14 protein-coding genes and 1 pseudogene are annotated in these 15,339 nt (G+C 65.3%); 2 read left to right on the forward strand and 13 right to left on the reverse strand.

Going from position 1 to position 15,339, the window contains the following annotated elements:
• Position 1: 1 nt before the first annotated feature.
• From I6F38_RS34275 to I6F38_RS34335, 13 genes and pseudogenes are all read right to left on the reverse strand, one after another.
• On the reverse strand, positions 2 to 943 hold the full coding sequence (locus I6F38_RS34275) for an efflux RND transporter periplasmic adaptor subunit (protein WP_225163528.1): 942 nt from the start codon (positions 941 to 943) through the stop codon (positions 2 to 4).
• Positions 943 to 1,182 (reverse strand): DUF3302 domain-containing protein, encoded by a 240-nt coding sequence (locus tag I6F38_RS34280; RefSeq protein WP_225163529.1) that lies wholly within the window; start codon positions 1,180 to 1,182, stop codon positions 943 to 945. Before I6F38_RS34280 ends, I6F38_RS34275 begins: the two co-directional genes overlap by 1 nt.
• Positions 1,179 to 2,201, reverse strand: coding sequence for an HAD family hydrolase (locus tag I6F38_RS34285; RefSeq protein WP_225163530.1), 1,023 nt, complete (start codon positions 2,199 to 2,201; stop codon positions 1,179 to 1,181). The genes I6F38_RS34280 and I6F38_RS34285 overlap by 4 nt, the downstream gene beginning before the upstream one ends.
• 37 nt (positions 2,202 to 2,238) lie before the next feature.
• Positions 2,239 to 3,905 (reverse strand): annotated as a pseudogene (locus I6F38_RS34290) (arylsulfatase).
• 85 nt (positions 3,906 to 3,990) lie between these two features.
• Positions 3,991 to 5,385, reverse strand: coding sequence for a BatD family protein (locus I6F38_RS34295; RefSeq protein ID WP_225163531.1), 1,395 nt, complete (start codon positions 5,383 to 5,385; stop codon positions 3,991 to 3,993).
• Positions 5,382 to 6,902 (reverse strand): VWA domain-containing protein, encoded by a 1,521-nt coding sequence (locus I6F38_RS34300; protein WP_225163532.1) that lies wholly within the window; start codon positions 6,900 to 6,902, stop codon positions 5,382 to 5,384. Before I6F38_RS34300 ends, I6F38_RS34295 begins: the two co-directional genes overlap by 4 nt.
• Complete coding sequence (locus I6F38_RS34305; RefSeq protein ID WP_225163533.1) at positions 6,895 to 7,893, reverse strand: VWA domain-containing protein; 999 nt, start codon at positions 7,891 to 7,893, stop codon at positions 6,895 to 6,897. Before I6F38_RS34305 ends, I6F38_RS34300 begins: the two co-directional genes overlap by 8 nt.
• Positions 7,886 to 8,377 (reverse strand): DUF4381 domain-containing protein, encoded by a 492-nt coding sequence (locus I6F38_RS34310; RefSeq protein WP_225163534.1) that lies wholly within the window; start codon positions 8,375 to 8,377, stop codon positions 7,886 to 7,888. Before I6F38_RS34310 ends, I6F38_RS34305 begins: the two co-directional genes overlap by 8 nt.
• Complete coding sequence (locus I6F38_RS34315; RefSeq protein ID WP_225163535.1) at positions 8,370 to 9,356, reverse strand: DUF58 domain-containing protein; 987 nt, start codon at positions 9,354 to 9,356, stop codon at positions 8,370 to 8,372. The genes I6F38_RS34310 and I6F38_RS34315 overlap by 8 nt, the downstream gene beginning before the upstream one ends.
• Positions 9,357 to 9,364: 8 nt before the next feature.
• Positions 9,365 to 10,399, reverse strand: a complete 1,035-nt coding sequence (locus I6F38_RS34320) for an AAA family ATPase (RefSeq protein ID WP_225163536.1) — start codon at positions 10,397 to 10,399, stop codon at positions 9,365 to 9,367.
• 64 nt (positions 10,400 to 10,463) lie between these two features.
• A complete protein-coding gene (locus I6F38_RS34325; RefSeq protein WP_225163537.1) occupies positions 10,464 to 12,110 on the reverse strand; it encodes an arylsulfatase in 1,647 nt (548 codons plus the stop codon).
• 10 nt (positions 12,111 to 12,120) lie between these two features.
• Positions 12,121 to 13,149: a formylglycine-generating enzyme family protein gene (locus I6F38_RS34330; protein ID WP_225163538.1), complete on the reverse strand. Its 1,029-nt coding sequence runs from the start codon at positions 13,147 to 13,149 to the stop codon at positions 12,121 to 12,123.
• Positions 13,150 to 13,170: 21 nt separating this feature from the next.
• A complete protein-coding gene (locus I6F38_RS34335; RefSeq protein WP_092086157.1) occupies positions 13,171 to 13,704 on the reverse strand; it encodes a hypothetical protein in 534 nt (177 codons plus the stop codon).
• Between the two features lie 456 nt (positions 13,705 to 14,160).
• Here I6F38_RS34335 and I6F38_RS34340 point away from each other — a divergent pair, with 456 nt between their 5' ends.
• Both I6F38_RS34340 and I6F38_RS34345 read left to right on the forward strand, forming a co-directional pair.
• Positions 14,161 to 15,114: a helix-turn-helix domain-containing protein gene (locus I6F38_RS34340; protein ID WP_092086160.1), complete on the forward strand. Its 954-nt coding sequence runs from the start codon at positions 14,161 to 14,163 to the stop codon at positions 15,112 to 15,114.
• Between the two features lie 32 nt (positions 15,115 to 15,146).
• A partial coding sequence (locus tag I6F38_RS34345) for a hypothetical protein (RefSeq protein WP_225163539.1) occupies positions 15,147 to 15,339 on the forward strand: 193 nt, incomplete at its 3' end.

A 15,339-nucleotide genomic window follows, 5' to 3' on the forward strand; every position in this document is an offset into this window, starting at 1 on the left:
CTCAAAATGGATTGACGTAATTCAGAATCGCAACCTGCCGCAGGATCACGCGGCGAACAACGTGCGTCGGCTTCATCCGGTCGGTGTAGATCGCCGCCGTCCCGGTCGAGCCGGCCGGCAACCGGCTGGCGAAGGCGACATCGTCGAGCCTGACGCGCACGACGAAGGGCACGGCCTCGATCGCCTTCGGCGCAACGGCCGTGCCCGAGGTCGTGACCTGGCCGGTCGCCACCGCCTGCAGCACGCTTTCGACCTTGCCGGAATAGATCTGCCCCGGCGCGAACTTGAAGGTCACTTCGACCTCCTGACCGGGCGCGACGTAGCGCGCATCGATCTGGTTGATCTCGACACCGATGATCGTATTCGAAGTGTCGATGAACGCCATCACCGGCGACAGCGGCAGGTTCGACACCCGCGCGCCCTTGCGAAGTGCAACGTTGGTGACGTAGCCGTCGGCCGGTGCCCGCACCACCGTCTTATCGCTGTTCCACTGCGCGGCCTCGAGCTGGCCGCTGAGCTGGTCGACCTCGGACTGCCGCTGCTCGACGTCGAAACCACGCCCCGCATCGCGTTCGTAAAGCGTCGTCATCTGCGTCAGCCGCGTCTTCGACAGCTTGAGCTGCGCCGTGATCGCCTTGACCTGCGCATCGTAGGGGGTCGGATCGATCTTGAAGAGAACGTCGCCGGCCTTCAGCGGCGCGTTGGCGACGACGGGCACCTCGGTCACCTCGCCTGCGACGTCCGGCACGATCGACACCGCATTGCGCGCCACCAGCGCCGAACCCTGCGGCGCACCCCATCCCATCGGCACCAGCAGGCCGAACATCACCAGCACCAGCACGATGAACGGCGACAGCTTCCAGAACAAATTGAAGCGCACGATCTTGAAATGCACCAGCAGGAACAGCAGCACCAGATAGGTGTTGATGATCGCGACGCCCATCACACCGCTCCACTCTTGCGTTGGGGCACGTCGACATAGGCCCAGATCAGCGCGATCGGCCACAGCGCGAAGCCGAATAGCAGCGTGATCCAGCCGGCCACCGTCACGGCCTGCGCGTAGGGATGGTTACGCGACTTTGCGATATGCCCGGGCAGCCAGCCCGCGATGCAGAACACACCGATCGCGCTGGCCAGCAGGATGACCAGCACGACCCAGGCAAAGATGTCGTATCCGCTCATGGCTTCGCCTCCTTCGCACCGCCGGTTGCTGCTAAGGGTGGAAAGATCTCCTTCCAGTCCTGCTTCATGTCGACCACGGTCCAGCCGGACGCGGCGGCCGCGTCGAGCGCCTTGTCGAGCTTGCCGACCTTCGATTGACGATCATAGGCGTATTCGCGAACCTCGTCGGTGTGGTGCACGATGCCGGCGAAGCGCGCGCCCGGTCCCGCCACGGTCCATTGCAGCATCTGCAGGTCGCCGTCCGAGTTGCCGAACGCGAAGATCGGGCGGCGGCCGATGAAGCCGTTGATGCCGACCGGCTTGCCCGGGCCGTCATCGATGAACTCAACCTTGGCCTGCTTCATCAGGACCGGCTTGCCGTCGGGGCCGATCTGGAATTTGACCACGCCCGATGAGCCGACCACCTGCTCCGGCGGGATGCCGTAGACCCTCTCCATCCACGGCCGCATGAACTCGACCCCGCCGCCGGAGACGACGAAGGTCTTGAAGCCATTGGCTCTGAGATAGGCCAGCAGCTCCAGCATCGGCTGGTAGACCAGGCTGTCATACGGCCGGTTGAAGCGCGGATGCCTGGCGGTCGCGAGCCAGTCGCGAACGGACTGCGCGAACGCGTCCGTGGTGATGCCGGCATGCGTCGCTGCCACGATCTGCAAAAGGCCCTTCTCGCCGCTCGCGGCCAGCGCCCTGGTGTCCTTCTCGAGAAGCGCCTTGAAGGGTTGCCGCGTCTTCCAGTCCGGGTGCTCCGGCGCCATCGCCTTGACGCGGTCGAACGCGAAGGCGAGCTGGAAATAGAACGGCTGCTCGGTCCACAGCGTGCCGTCATTGTCGAACGTCGCGATCCGCTCGGCCGGCGGCACGAAGTCCCGCCCGCCTTGCGTCGTGACGCGCGCGACGAAATCGACAATCGCCGATTTCGCCGCGCCGTCTTTCCAGGATGGCAAGGGATCCGCCGGCTGCGCCACCGCAACGGAGACGGCCACAAGATACGCAAGCAGCACAGCGGCAAGTCGAACCATCATCGCACTTTCCCTCTTTCCGTCCGTTGCTCTTGCCGCATCACTGCGGCTTCATGCGTTCGAGCTCGTTGAGCCGCTTCAAGGCCGCCTGCTGTCGAAGCAGCCCGTAATTGATGCCGCTTGCGTTCAGCGAACTGCCCCCCTGGTAGGGGAACTGATCGAAGTCGGAGAAGAAGTCCTTGATCTTCCCCTGCACAGGCACGATCAGCCACATGTTCTGGGCGAGGAACTGGATCCGCCGCCTTCCTCCATGCCGCGCTCGTAGGGGTCCATGCGCAGATTGGCGATCAGCGCCCATGAGGGCACTTCGCGGGTGGCGGTCGCAATGTTGCCCTTCGATGCGACGGCAAAGCTCAGCTTCCAGTCGTTCCACCGGAGCGCGTTGAGGTTGCCGCCCTGGTCGAAATAGTAGATCGCATCGCGGGGTGGCTCCTTGGCCTCTCCCTTGAAGAACGGCATGAAGTTGTAGCCGTCGAGATGAACCCTGAAGCTCTTGCCGCTTGCGCCGGCGAATCCGGTCTTCATCTTGTCCTTGATGTCCGGAATCCCTGCCGCGGCGCACAGCGTCGGGAACCAGTCGATCAACGAGATGATCTCGTTGTATTGCGTTCCCGGCTTTACCACGCCCGGCCATCGCACCATCATCGGGATGCGGAAGCCGCCCTCCCACGTCGTGCCCTTCTCGCCGTGGAACGGCGTCATCGCGCCGTCGGGCCAGAGCGCGAGCTCCGCACCATTGTCCGTGGTGTAGAGCACGATCGTGTTCTCGGCGATGCCGAGATCGTCAAGCTGCTTGAGCAATTCGCCGACCATCCCGTCATGCTCCACCATGCCGTCGGCGTGAATGCCCTTGCCGGTCTTGCCGAGGGATGACGGCTTCAGGTGCGTGAAGACGTGCATGCGCGTCGAGTTGAACCAGACGAAGAACGGCCGATCCGCTCTGGCCTGGCGGCCGATGAAATCCTTGGCAGCGCCCAGGAATTCCTCGTCCACTGTCGGCATGCGCGCGGTGTTCAGCGGACCGGTATCCTCGATCTTTCCATCCGCGGACGATTTGATCACGCCGCGAGGACCGAACTGCTTACGGAAGTTCGGGTCCTTCGGATAGAAATAGCCTTCCGGCTCCTCCTCGGCGTTGAGATGATAGAGATTGCCGAAGAACTCGTCGAAGCCGTGCTTGGTCGGCAGATGTTCGTCACGGTCGCCAAGATGGTTCTTGCCGAACTGGCCGGTGGCATAGCCCTGGGTCTTGAGGGCGTCGGCGATGGTCGGCATCCAGTCCTGGATGCCATGGGGATCTCCGGGCATGCCGATGGTGAGCAGGCCGGTACGGAACGGCTCCTGCCCGAGGATGAAGGAGGCGCGGCCGGCGGTGCAGCTTTGCTGACCGTAGGCGTCGGTGAAGATGGCGCCCTCGCGCGCGATCCGGTCGATGTTGGGCGTGCGATACCCCATCATGCCCATGGTGTAGGCACTGATCTGCGGGATGCCGATGTCGTCGCCGAAGATGACGAGGATGTTCGGCTTGCGGCCACCGGCCGGCGCCGCGGCGGGCGCGGCCTTCTGGGCCTGCGCGAGAGCCTGCGACGTCAGCGCCGCCGTGGCAGCAAGCGATGACGTGCCGAGCAGCACGGCCCGGCGATCGATGGTCGAGGCACCGCAAGTGGAATCGGTGCCGGCGTCATGTTTCTTCGTCTCACTCTTCATTCGATACTCCTGAGTTACTCTAGGGTTGCTCGCTCCGGTGATTACGAATCATGCGTTCTGCTCGATCGGTCTCAATGTGCTTCGTTCATCTGGCGGGCTTTGGTCGACCAAACGACGTGGTGGAGGAAGGCCCGACCGGATTCAGGTTCTGAAGTAAGCGCGTGTCCTCGCGGCGTCTCGCGCGCCGACGCAGATTGCGCCGGGCTCCGCCGACCTGGCGTAGCAGCCTGCGCGGTGACCAGCGCGCCGCGCCGGCAGACGGCGCGAACAGCTCGCGCTCGACCGCGCCGATCTCGTCATCGAGCGCGGCATCATGGGCAACGGCCCTGAACGCCTCGACCGTATGCTGCGGCGCGACCGGCTCGAACCGCTGCAGCCAGTCGAGCAGCGCGAAGTAGACCGCCTTGGCGTCGCCACGGCGCGCGGCGCGCCGCAGCTCGCTGAAGGCGAACGCTTCCGAGCGCAGGTAGGCTTCGCGACGCCGGCGAAGACGCTCCACGATCGCCCGCACCATCCGCGGCATCAACCAGCCGAGCCCGGCAAGCGCCAGCAGCGCGGCTGCGGCCGACTTCCAGCGATCGGCGACGACATCGCGCAGCGCGCCCCATGACATGCGTGGGCCGGACGTGCCGACTGAGGACACGCCGCCGGCTGCGGGGTTCGCCTCCACGTGCAGCGTCACCGGGTCGAGATGGGCCACATCGATGCTTTGTGCGCCGGTGTTCCACCAGCGCAGGTCGATCGGCGGCAGCACATAGTCGCCGGCCTTCTCGAGCATGTAGACGCCGCTGTCGGTGCGCGCCGAGGACAGCACATCGGTGCGCCCGTCGGTCTTGTCCTGGAGCGACGGCTGCGCAGGGTAGAGCTTGAGTCCCTCGAACGCGGCGAATTTCACCGGCGGCAGCAGCATCGCCGGAATGCCTTCGGCCTTGATGGTGACGGTCCGCGTCACGGCGTCCCCGGTCTTGAGCTGATCCGACGAACGGTTGACGGTCTGCTCGATCGACAGATTGCGCGCGGCCAGGAACGGCTGCAGGGCGGAGGCCGCGTCCGGGATGAAGGCCTCAAATGCGATCGGCGGCAGCGCGAGCGTGGCCTCGCGCGTCGCCGGCGGCCCGGCGGCGTATCTGATGGTGATCGCCTGACCGGCGATCGCGTAGCTGCCCGGCTCCTGCGGATGGATGGCAAATTCGAACCGAACGCCGGCATAGGTGACGCCGTCCCGCTGCTCGTTCTCGTTGATGCTTCGCAACTGACGGGTCACGGCGTTGCGAACCTGGAAGTCGGGCAGCTCGGGCGGCGCCGTCATGTAGTTCGGTGCCAGCACGTCGATCCGCAGCGCGGCCGCCTGCCCCACCACGACGCGCGGCGGATCGATCGTCACCCGCAGGATCGGCTCCGGCGCGGTTTGCTGGGCCGGCGCCGCGCAGGGTATGAGCAGTCCGAGCATCAGGGCTACGGCGGCGAGCGGGTGCCTCATGGCTTCGCCCCCATCGGCCGCGCCGCGTCCTGGATCGCAAATTTCAGCTTGAGGAAGTCAGCCGGCGTGGTCTGGACCTGACGCATCCAGGCTTCGGCGGCACCGGCCGTGGTGAGATCCGTCGGCTTCACCTCGATCCGCTTGCCGCCCTTCTGTGTCGGGTCGACCCGCATCTCGTCGGCCTTCTCGTCCGGCGGCGCGCTGTCGTCCTGCTCCTGCTTCTTCCGCTTCTCCTCTTTCGCCTTCAGCGCCGCCACCACGATGGCACGGTTGGTCTTCGCGGCGACATGGCCGGGCGCGATCGTCAGAACCTCATCATAGGCGGCGATCGCCTTCTCATAGGCGTGGTTCTGCGCCTGGGCATTAGCCAGCGCGAAGCGTCCCTCGAGCGTATCGACATGCGCGAATTCCTGCGCGGCCGTCAGGAAGTCGAACGCCCGATAGGCGGCGATGCCGCGCCACATCGGATCGGAGAAGCGCTTGGCCGCGGTCGCATAGTCGCCGCGATCGAAGGCGATGCGTCCTTGCTGATCCGGCGTCAGCCACAGGTCGGCAAAACGGCGCGGTTCTTCGGCCCTCGCGGACGACACGTGCGACAGACAGACGAAGGCGACAACCCAGGCCACCGTGGTGCCGCGCCGGAACCAGAGCAGGCTGAGCAATGCAATCGGTAGCAGCAGCCAAAAGCCCTCATCGCGCCATTGCGTACCGAACGCGTCGCCCTGCGCGGCCTGATAGCGGGTTTCGATCCGGCGCTCGAGCGCCGCGACGTCGGCGTCGTCGATGCTGACCTGGACGACGTCCGAACCGAGCGCGAACCTTTCGCCCCTGTTCGGCGTGACGCTCAGCTTGACCAGGCCGTTCCGTCCGGCGGACTGACGAACCGCTCCCTCCTCGTCACCGCCGTCGTCGGCGACAAGCAGGATCGTGCCGGGCACCGTTTCGGTCGCGAGCGCCTCCGCGGCGAGCGCCGCCGCCGCGACCGCGTTCTTCCCGGGCGACGGCATCAGGCCCGGGGCAAGCGCGGCGAGGAAGGGTTCGATGACGGCGCGATCGTCGGTCAGCGGCATCACCAGATGCGCGGTGCCCGCATAGGCGATCAGCCCCGTGCGCGCGCCGGCGCGCGCCGCAAGCAGATCCCTGATCTTCTGCTTGGCGCGTTCGAGCCGCGTCGGCGCGACGTCGCTCTGCCCCATCGTTGCGTCGAGCGACAGCGCGATCATCAGCGGCGCCTTGTCCTCGACGAAGGGCGGCAGCTCACGCCGCCAGGTCGGGCCCGACAACGCGACGATGCCGAGCGACAGCGCGGCGGCGACCAGATAAAGCGGGCTGACGCCGCGTCCCGTCCCCGGCTGCACGATGAGATGGTTGAGCAGATGCGGCGCGATCACCCCGCCCCATTGCGCCTGCGGGCTCTGCCGCCACCGCACCCATGCGAATACGGCAGCGACGGGAATCAGCGCGAGCAGCCACAGCGGCCGCAGCAAATGGAAGGGAATCGCGACGGCGTCATGCATGGCCGATCGCTCCTCTTCGTCCCAGCCCGCTTTCCAGCGAAAGGCCGAGCCACAGCAGCAGCGACAGCATCACGGCGGCGCCGAGCGGCCACTGGAACAGCGGCTGCTTCGGCCGCCATGACAGCGTATCGAGCTTGGCCGGCGCGAGACGGTCGATGTCCGCGTAGATCGCCTGCAACTGCGCACCGTCCTCGGCACGGTAGAAATGGCCGCCCGTCGTGGCGGCGACCGACCGCAGGACGCCGAGATCGACGCGGTTCTCGCCGGTCGCGGCCGGATCGCCGACGCCGATCGTGTCGATCACGACGCCGTTCTGGTGCGCGATGTCGGCGGCATGCTCCGGAGGGACGCGGCTCGCCGTATCGTTGCCATCGGTGAGCAGGACGAGAAGCTTCTCGCGCGCCTTGCTTGTCTCGAAGGTCTTGATCGCAAGCCCGATGGTGTCGCCGATCGCAGTCTGCTGTCCGGCCATGCCGACCTCGGTCTGCGCCAGCAGCGCGGTCGCGGTCTGCAGATCCTGCGTGAACGGCACTTGCACATAGGGCCTGGTGCCGAACAGCACCAGCGCGACGCGGTCGCCGTGCCGATGCGCGATGAAATCCGCGACCACGCGCTTGACGCCGTCGAGCCGCGTCAGCACCGCGCCGTCGCCGCCGCGGAAATCGCGCTGGTCCATCGAGCCGGAGATGTCGATCGCGAGCATCAGATCGCGCGCCGAAACCTCGCGCGTGACGGGATCACCGACCCATTGCGGCCGCGCCAGCGCCGCGACGACGAGCGCCCAGATCAATGCGGCCGTCACCATCTGGATGCGCCGCCGCTGCAGCACGACGGCGCCGCGCTGCGGGGTCTGCCCGGTTGCCGCCGCAAGTCGGTCGAAGAACGGCACCATCACGGAGGCCTGCCGCGCGCGATACGGCGGCAGCAGCCACCACACGAGGATCGGCAGCGGCAGGAGCGCGAGCATCCAGGGCCATGCGAACTCAAACATGGTGCCCCCTGATCCAGCGCCGCACCAGATCCTGCAGCGCCGTGAGATCGCCGGCATCCGCCGTCGTCCGCCCGTAGGGCGCGGTCGCGAGCAGCCGTCCCGCGCCTTGCGAGAATTCGTCCCCGCCATAGCTGCGGTCGAGGAACGCAAGCCAGCCCGCGCCGGCAAGTGGCGCAATGGTTTCACGCGGAAAGGCATCGAGCGCGGTCTGCCGCACCAGCAGCGCGAGGCTCGCGGCCATTCCCTCAGGGGCGCCGCCTTGTGTCTGCAGCAGCCGGTCAAGCTCCGCGAGCGCCGCGCGCCGATAGCGGTTGGCGCGGAAATGCCGCAGCAGGCGCCACGCCGCAACGGCGACCGCCGCGGCAACCAGCACGATCACGATCCGCGACGCCCATGTCGCCGGAAGCAGGCTCACCGACGGTGGCAGCGGGATATCGATCAGGCCCGCGACGGGATCCACAATGACGGGTTGGGTGTCAGCCAAGAGCCGCCTCCGCTCGGGTGTGACCGCCACCGCGTCCGTGCCGGGCCGGCAGCCCGCCCAGGAGCCGTCGGAGTTGCGGCGCCGTTTCCTCGGCTGTGCTCAGCGGCAGCACCGGGATGCCGAGCTCGCGCGTCCACGCGAATACGCCGCGCAGCCGCTCCTGCGACGCCTGCGCGATACTTTTGCGGACGCTCTCGCGGCCGACTTCGAGCTGAATCTGCAGCTCGCCATCGGTGACGGTCATCCGGCTCGAGGCCGGCAAATCGCTTTGCAAGGGATCGTGGACCAGCACCGCGACCACGTTGTTATGCCGGGCGATCGCCCCGATCATCCGGCGCGTTGCGGTATCCGCGCCATCGAAATCGCTGATCAGGATCACCGTGGCGTCGTGCATCGTCCGCCGCTCGGCATGCTCGAGCGCCCGGTTGAGCATGCCTGACGCCGGGACGATGCCGCGGCCGACGCCGAGTGCCTGGTTCTGCGCGACGATGGTCGACAATATCTGCAACACCGTCGCGCGACTGCGCCGCGCCGCCAGCTCGACGACATCGCTGTCATTGAAGACGATGGCGCCGATCCGGTCGCCGACGCCGAGCACACGCCAGGCGCCGATCGCGGCGGTCTCGGCCGCGGTGACCGACTTCATGGCGCGCCGGCTGCCGAAGAACATCGACAGCCGCTGATCGACCACCAGCAGGGCCTGACGGTCGCGCTCCTCGTTGAAGACGCGCACATGCGGCTTCTGCAGCCGCGCCGTGACCTTCCAGTCGATCTCGCGGACATCGTCGCCCGGGCGATAGTCCCTGATCTCCTCGAAGTTCAGCCCGCGGCCACGCATGCGCGAGGCGAACCGGCCCGACAGCAGACTATGCACCGGCTGGCGCGGCAGGAACGAAACCCTGCGATCCCTGAATTCGAGCGCGATCAGATCGTCGAGACTGACGTAGACACCGGGCGTTCTGGCTGATGTCTTCGTCATCGCGGCCCTCACGCTGCAGCGACAAGCTCGGTGATCTTGTCGATCACCTGGTCGGGGCTGATGCCCTGCGATACGGCCTCGTAGCTCAGGATCAGCCGGTGCCGCAGGCAGTCGTGGATGACGGCGCGGATGTGGTCGGGCGTGACGAAATCCTGCCCGTCGAGCCATGCGCGCGCCCGCGCGCAGCGGTCGATGGCAAGGCTGCCGCGCGGGCTGGCGCCGATCTGGATCCATTTGCTAAGGGGTTCGCCGTAGCGGCCGGGAAACCGCGTCGCATAGATCAGGTCGACGATATATTTCTGTGCGAGGTCGGAGACGAAAATGCCGTCGAGCTCGCCGCGCGCATCGAGGATCGCCTGCTGCGGCACCGGCGGCGGCTCGGCAGCTCCGGCTTCCGGCCTCCGCGCATTCTCGGCGCGATTGAGCTTGATGATCTCTCCTTCCGTCGCCTCGTCGGGATAGGTGATCACGACATGCATCAGGAAACGGTCGAGCTGCGCTTCGGGAAGCGGATAGGTACCCTCCTGCTCGATCGGATTCTCGGTCGCGAGTACCATGAACAAGTCAGGCATCTTGTAGGTCTTGCCGGCCACGGTGACCTGACGTTCCTCCATCGCTTCCAGCAGCGCCGACTGCACCTTGGCCGGCGCGCGGTTGATCTCGTCTGCGAGCACGAGGTTGGCGAAGATCGGCCCCTTCTGGAACTGAAACTGGCCGCCCTTCTCGGTCTGCAGGTAGATCTCCGCGCCGGTCACGTCCGACGGCAGCAGGTCCGGCGTGAACTGCACGCGCGACAGGTCGGCGGCAAGATTCTTCGCCAGCGTCTTCACCGCGCGTGTCTTGGCTAGTCCCGGCAGGCTTTCGATCAGAAGGTTGCCGTTGGCCAGCAAGCCGATCAGCATGCTCTCGACCAGATGATCCTGCCCGAGCACCGACTTGCCGATGCGCGCCTTGAGATCGAGCACGGCGTCGCGGGCCGCGGATTTCTTTTGACTGCCTTGCTCGGTCGCGGCTTTTAACTGACTCGATCGAAGATCCGACATGTGGCCTGACCCTGAAAGTATCCGGCCGCCGGCAAGCGGCGGCCGGATCCGCGCATTGCTCGCGCTATTTTGCGCCCGGTTGCTTGTCCAGCGTCTTCATCAGCGCATCGACCATCTGGTCGATGCTGAAGCTCGCCGACCGCTGGCTCGGCGGATACTCCTTGAAGGTCTGCAGGAACGGAGCGACCCGCCAGACGCCGTATTGAATGAGATAGGCGTTCTTGGCCAACCAGTCGTAGTACTGGTCGGAGACCACATCGGCGCGCTCGAAGGGGTCCATGCGCAGGTTGAACACTTTCGGCGCGCGCAGGCAGGTGAACGGATTCGCCCAGACGATGAATCCGCCGGGCTCACGCTGCTCGCAGAACACGATCTTCCAGTCGTTGTAGCGGTACGCGACGACCTGGCCGTCGTCGTTGAAGTAGTAGAAGTCGTTACGCGCGGACTTCGGCTGTTGGCCGGTCAGATACGGCAACTGGTTGTAGCCGTCGAGATGCACCTTGAACGACTTGCCGCCGAGATCAGCGCCCTTGAGCAGCTTGTCCTTGACGTCGGTATCGCCTGCGGCGGCCAGCAGCGTCGGGAACCAGTCGAGCCCCGACATCATTTCATTGGACACTTCACCGGCCTTGATGTGGCCGGGCCAGCGGACCATCGCCGGCACGCGAAATGCACCTTCCCAGTTGGTGTCCTTCTCGCTGCGGAAGGGAGTTGTCGCGGCGTCCGGCCAGGACCACTGATTGGGGCCGTTGTCGGTCGTGTAGACGACGATGGTGTTGTTGGCGATGCCGAGTTCGTCCAGTGCCTTCAGGAGCTTTCCAACATCGCCGTCGTGCTCGATCATGCCGTCGGCATATTCGTTGCCCGGCATGCCGCTCTGCCCTTGCATAGACGCGCGGACATGGGTGAACGCATGCATGCGCGTGGTGTTCATCCAGGTGAAGAACGGCTTGTTCGCCTTCGCCTGACGTTGCATGAAATCGATCGCCGCCGCCGTGGTCTCGTCGTCGACGGTCTCCATCCGCTTCCGGTTCAGCGGGCCCGTATCCTCGATCTTGCCGTCGGCGGACGCCTTCAACACGCCGCGCGGTGTGTTGCTCTTGGTGAATGCGGTGTCGTTCTTCGGATAATACGGCCTCTCCGGCTCTTCCTCGGCGTTGAGGTGATAGAGATTGCCGAAGAACTCATCGAAGCCGTGCTTGGTCGGCAGATATTCGTCGCGGTCGCCGAGATGGTTCTTGCCGAACTGACCGGTCGCGTAGCCGAGCGGCTTCAGCGCCTGTGCGATCGTGACGTCGCGATCCTGCAGGCCGACGGTCGCGCCGGGGATGCCGACCTTGCAGAGGCCGGTGCGCAGGCAAGCCTGCCCGGTGATGAAGGTGGATCGGCCGGCCGTGCAACTGTTCTCGGCGTAATAGTCCGTGAACATCATCCCTTCATTGGCGATTCGATCGATGTTCGGCGTCTTGTAGCCCACCACCCCGCGCGTGTAGGCGCTGATGTTGGACTGGCCGATGTCGTCGCCGAAGATGACGAGGATGTTCGGCTTCGCCGTACTCGGCTGCTGCGCTTGCGCGGGCGACCTGGCCAATGGTGACAGGCTTGTCGCGACCAACGCTGCCGCGAACAAGCTGCGAAGTAACGAACCGCGACTGTTACCGTTGAGTTTGGCCGCCCCACTGTTCTTCAATTTGGCTTCATCATCACTCATTCGTCGCTCCCTACTCCTTAAAAGGCTCTTGCACCGGAAAAGGCTCTTGCGCCGGCTGAGACGTCCGCGACCGCACCACACATCTGAACCCGACATGGCTGGTCGACGTATCGACCGGTTCGGCATGCCGCGCGGCGGGGCGATAGCGGCGGCAATAGTTGGGGGCACAGAGATGCGAGCCGCCCTTCAGCACCTTCCGCGGAATCTTGATCGCGGGTTGGGCGGGGTCGTAGCTCGCCTCCTCGCGACCGCCGCGCGGATTCTGGGGGATGCAGCAGGGCTTCCCGGCGTCGGCCTCATGACCGGCGGACCACCAGTCGGCGGTCCACTCCCAGACATTGCCGATCATGTCGTGGACGCCGTAGCCATTGGGCGGAAACGCGGTCACCGGCGAGGTGCGGTCGAAGCCGTCCTCGCAGAGGTTCTGAATCGGGAAATTGCCCTGCCACGTGTTGGCCATGTGCTTGCCGCCGGGCGTCAAGGCATTGCCCCAGGCGAACTCCTCGGCCTCGAGCCCGCCGCGCGCCGCGAACTCCCACTCGGCTTCGGTCGGAAGTTCCTTGCCGGCCCATTTGGCGTAGGCGAGCGCATCGGCATAGGCGACGTGGACCACCGGATGGCTGCCGAGCACGTTGATGTTGCTGCGCGGGCCGTAGGGGCGGCGCCAGTTCGCGCCCTTCATCAAGGTCCACCATTGGCTCCAGTCGCGCAGGGTGGTGACCCGGCGCGGCGGCTGAAACACCAGCGAGCCGGCGTAGAGCATATGCGGCAGCGCACCCGGATATTGCGCGGGATCCGGCGGCCGCTCGGCAACCGTGATGTGCCCGGTCTCCCGCACGAATTCGCGGAATTGAGCGTTGGTCACCGGGGTGCGGTCGATCCAGAAGCCGTCGACCGACGCGCGATGCGCCGGCGCCTCCTCGGGATAGTGATGGTCGGAGCCCATGCGGAACGTGCCGCCGGGAATCCAGACCATGTCGTCGGTCTGGACGCGGTCCTCACGCTCTCGTTCAGTGGGGGCGATCTCTACCCGGGACATGGCGATGCACCTCTTTGCGCATTACCGCGAGCAATAGTCCCAGAAGCCCTGTGTTCGCGACGGGTCGGTGTAGTACCAACACATGCCCGCCGCCGGCGGCGGTCCCGCCCAGGCGGCTGCGCTCGCCGCGCTGACGAAACCGATCGCTGCGCCGGCCGCGACCGCGCCCCCGATCGGCCAGCCGTACCAGCCGGGCCGCGCCCAACCTCCCGGCCGTGGTCCGACCCAGCGCGTGCCGCCGCCGTGCCAGCCGGGCCTCACTCCTGGGCGCACAACCGTCCGGCTACGATAAGCAACCGCACCGCCGCGCGGTCCCACCGCAACCCCGCCCCGGCGCGCAACAGCGCGCACCTGCACAACGTTACCGCTGCCTTCTTGCTGTTTGATGATCGGCAGTGAAGCGGAAGAGCCGATGCTGACCGCCGACGCCGGGCCGGCTTGCGCGACGATCGCGGCTGCTCCAATGAGCGCCAGACGGAAAATCCTGTTGAAGATCGCAGCCTTACGATCCCGGTGACCGAACGTCGTCCATGATTGCGTCGTGCCTGAGTGCATTGTCGCGCCCTTCCATTTTTCTGTGCTGCACTTTTCGGCAGCGTTGATCAGTCAGGCCTTCTTCCCTTTTTTCCTCCGTTGCCAATCCATGTGCACACTTGCGTGCACAGGATTCTCCATCGTGACCCGTTCCACTGGACGTTGTCACGAGCGAATTCTGCTGTCAGTTCAAACGATAGCGGAACGCACTATACAAGTGATGTGCACTTTGTGCCAATCTCAACCCCGAGGCGTGCAGGCTTAACGAAAGATGCTCCAATTCGATCAATCCGATCCGGTCGGCCTTATTGCTTTCTCGGAAAAACAAGCGAAAATCTGCACGTTAGCAAATCCACCACCACGATCTCGCCATGCGAATCAAACCAATTTAGGCACATTGTCGCGGCCGCACTTTTTGTACCGACTTCAAGCATTTGGTTTTAGTAGATTAATCGCGCTGCAGTTGTGAACGTGGATATGGGCCAACACCTGACGGTCAGCACCGGCGAGCTTGACGGCTTCGAGGGTCTCCACGATGCCGTCAAAGGCTCGCATGTCGAAGTCATGCAGCTTGAGCGCGGCAAGTTGCGCGGCACATTGTCTCACGTCGGGATCGGTGACTTTTCGCTCAGCATCGGCGCGTTCAATGTCGGGGTCCGCACCCAGCGCATCTCGACCGATCCCAAGCTGATCATCGGAATGCTGCTGAACGCGACCGACCGTGTCACGCATTGGGCGTTCGACATGCAGCCGGCCGATGTGCTGGTGATTCCTCCGTCGGTCGAGCATGACGGGGTCTTTCACAGCGCTTCGTCCTACGCCGCCATCCGCTTCGACCTGGCTGATCTGCCCGACATATTCGGCGGCGAGCCGCGGCTCGCCGACGCCGAAACCTGGCAGGCCAAGAACCACTTTCGCGCCGACCCCACGATCGGCATGGGCGCGGCGGACAAACTGCCGCGGATCGTCGCGCATCTCGCGCGCTATCCGGACGCCTTGACGGACGCGTCGGCCGACTTCTGGAAGCGCGCGATCGTCGACTGCGTGACCGCGACCGTCGTGACATCGCTGCCGCCCGACGGAACGAGCTATCTGCCGTCGGCGATGCGCTTGGTGCGCCACGTCGAGGACTATCTGCACGCCGCGGGCACGCGCCCGGTCCATGTCTCGGAAATCTGCACCGAGCTTCGGCTGTCGCGACGCAGCCTGCACCGCGCCTTCCACGAGGTGTTCGGGGTCGGCCCGGTGACTTTCCTGCGCTACAAGCGGCTCTGCATGATCCGTTCGATCCTGCGCGAAAGCACCCCGGACCAGACCACCGTCTCCAAGGTTGCAATCGAACAGGGCTTCATCGAGCTCGGGCGTTTCTCGCAATATTACCGCGCGATGTTCGGGGAATATCCGTCGCAGACGCTCGGTTACGCCGGGTAGAGCGTTTTCGAGCGAAGTGGATACCGGTTCGCGTGAAGAAAACGCGTCAAAATGAGAATCTAGAGCCCCGTTCCGATTCAATCGGAACGGAAATGGCTCTAGCACTACTTTGGCAGAATGCGTTTACGCCACTGTTTTTCAAGGATTTGCTTTCGGCAACATGGGCACTGCTGGGACGGCGGCCGAAGGATGAGATCGACGATGGCGTGACGTACGGCGGGCATG

Source organism: Bradyrhizobium sp. BRP56, assembly GCF_020194035.1.
Classification (GTDB): domain Bacteria; phylum Pseudomonadota; class Alphaproteobacteria; order Rhizobiales; family Xanthobacteraceae; genus Bradyrhizobium; species Bradyrhizobium australafricanum.

Excerpts from the sequence above, each read along its gene's own strand:
- I6F38_RS34275 (WP_225163528.1), bottom strand. The coding sequence starts at position 943 with ATGGGCGTCGCGATCATCAACACCTATCTGGTGCTGCTGTTCCTGCTG.
- I6F38_RS34280 (WP_225163529.1), bottom strand. The coding sequence starts at position 1,182 with ATGAGCGGATACGACATCTTTGCCTGGGTCGTGCTGGTCATCCTGCTG.
- I6F38_RS34285 (WP_225163530.1), bottom strand. The coding sequence starts at position 2,201 with ATGATGGTTCGACTTGCCGCTGTGCTGCTTGCGTATCTTGTGGCCGTC.
- I6F38_RS34295 (WP_225163531.1), bottom strand. The coding sequence starts at position 5,385 with ATGAGGCACCCGCTCGCCGCCGTAGCCCTGATGCTCGGACTGCTCATA.
- I6F38_RS34300 (WP_225163532.1), bottom strand. The coding sequence starts at position 6,902 with ATGCATGACGCCGTCGCGATTCCCTTCCATTTGCTGCGGCCGCTGTGG.
- I6F38_RS34305 (WP_225163533.1), bottom strand. The coding sequence starts at position 7,893 with ATGTTTGAGTTCGCATGGCCCTGGATGCTCGCGCTCCTGCCGCTGCCG.
- I6F38_RS34315 (WP_225163535.1), bottom strand. The coding sequence starts at position 9,356 with ATGACGAAGACATCAGCCAGAACGCCCGGTGTCTACGTCAGTCTCGAC.
- I6F38_RS34320 (WP_225163536.1), bottom strand. The coding sequence starts at position 10,399 with ATGTCGGATCTTCGATCGAGTCAGTTAAAAGCCGCGACCGAGCAAGGC.
- I6F38_RS34325 (WP_225163537.1), bottom strand. The coding sequence starts at position 12,110 with ATGAGTGATGATGAAGCCAAATTGAAGAACAGTGGGGCGGCCAAACTC.
- I6F38_RS34330 (WP_225163538.1), bottom strand. The coding sequence starts at position 13,149 with ATGTCCCGGGTAGAGATCGCCCCCACTGAACGAGAGCGTGAGGACCGC.
- I6F38_RS34335 (WP_092086157.1), bottom strand. The coding sequence starts at position 13,704 with ATGCACTCAGGCACGACGCAATCATGGACGACGTTCGGTCACCGGGAT.
- I6F38_RS34340 (WP_092086160.1), top strand. The coding sequence starts at position 14,161 with ATGGGCCAACACCTGACGGTCAGCACCGGCGAGCTTGACGGCTTCGAG.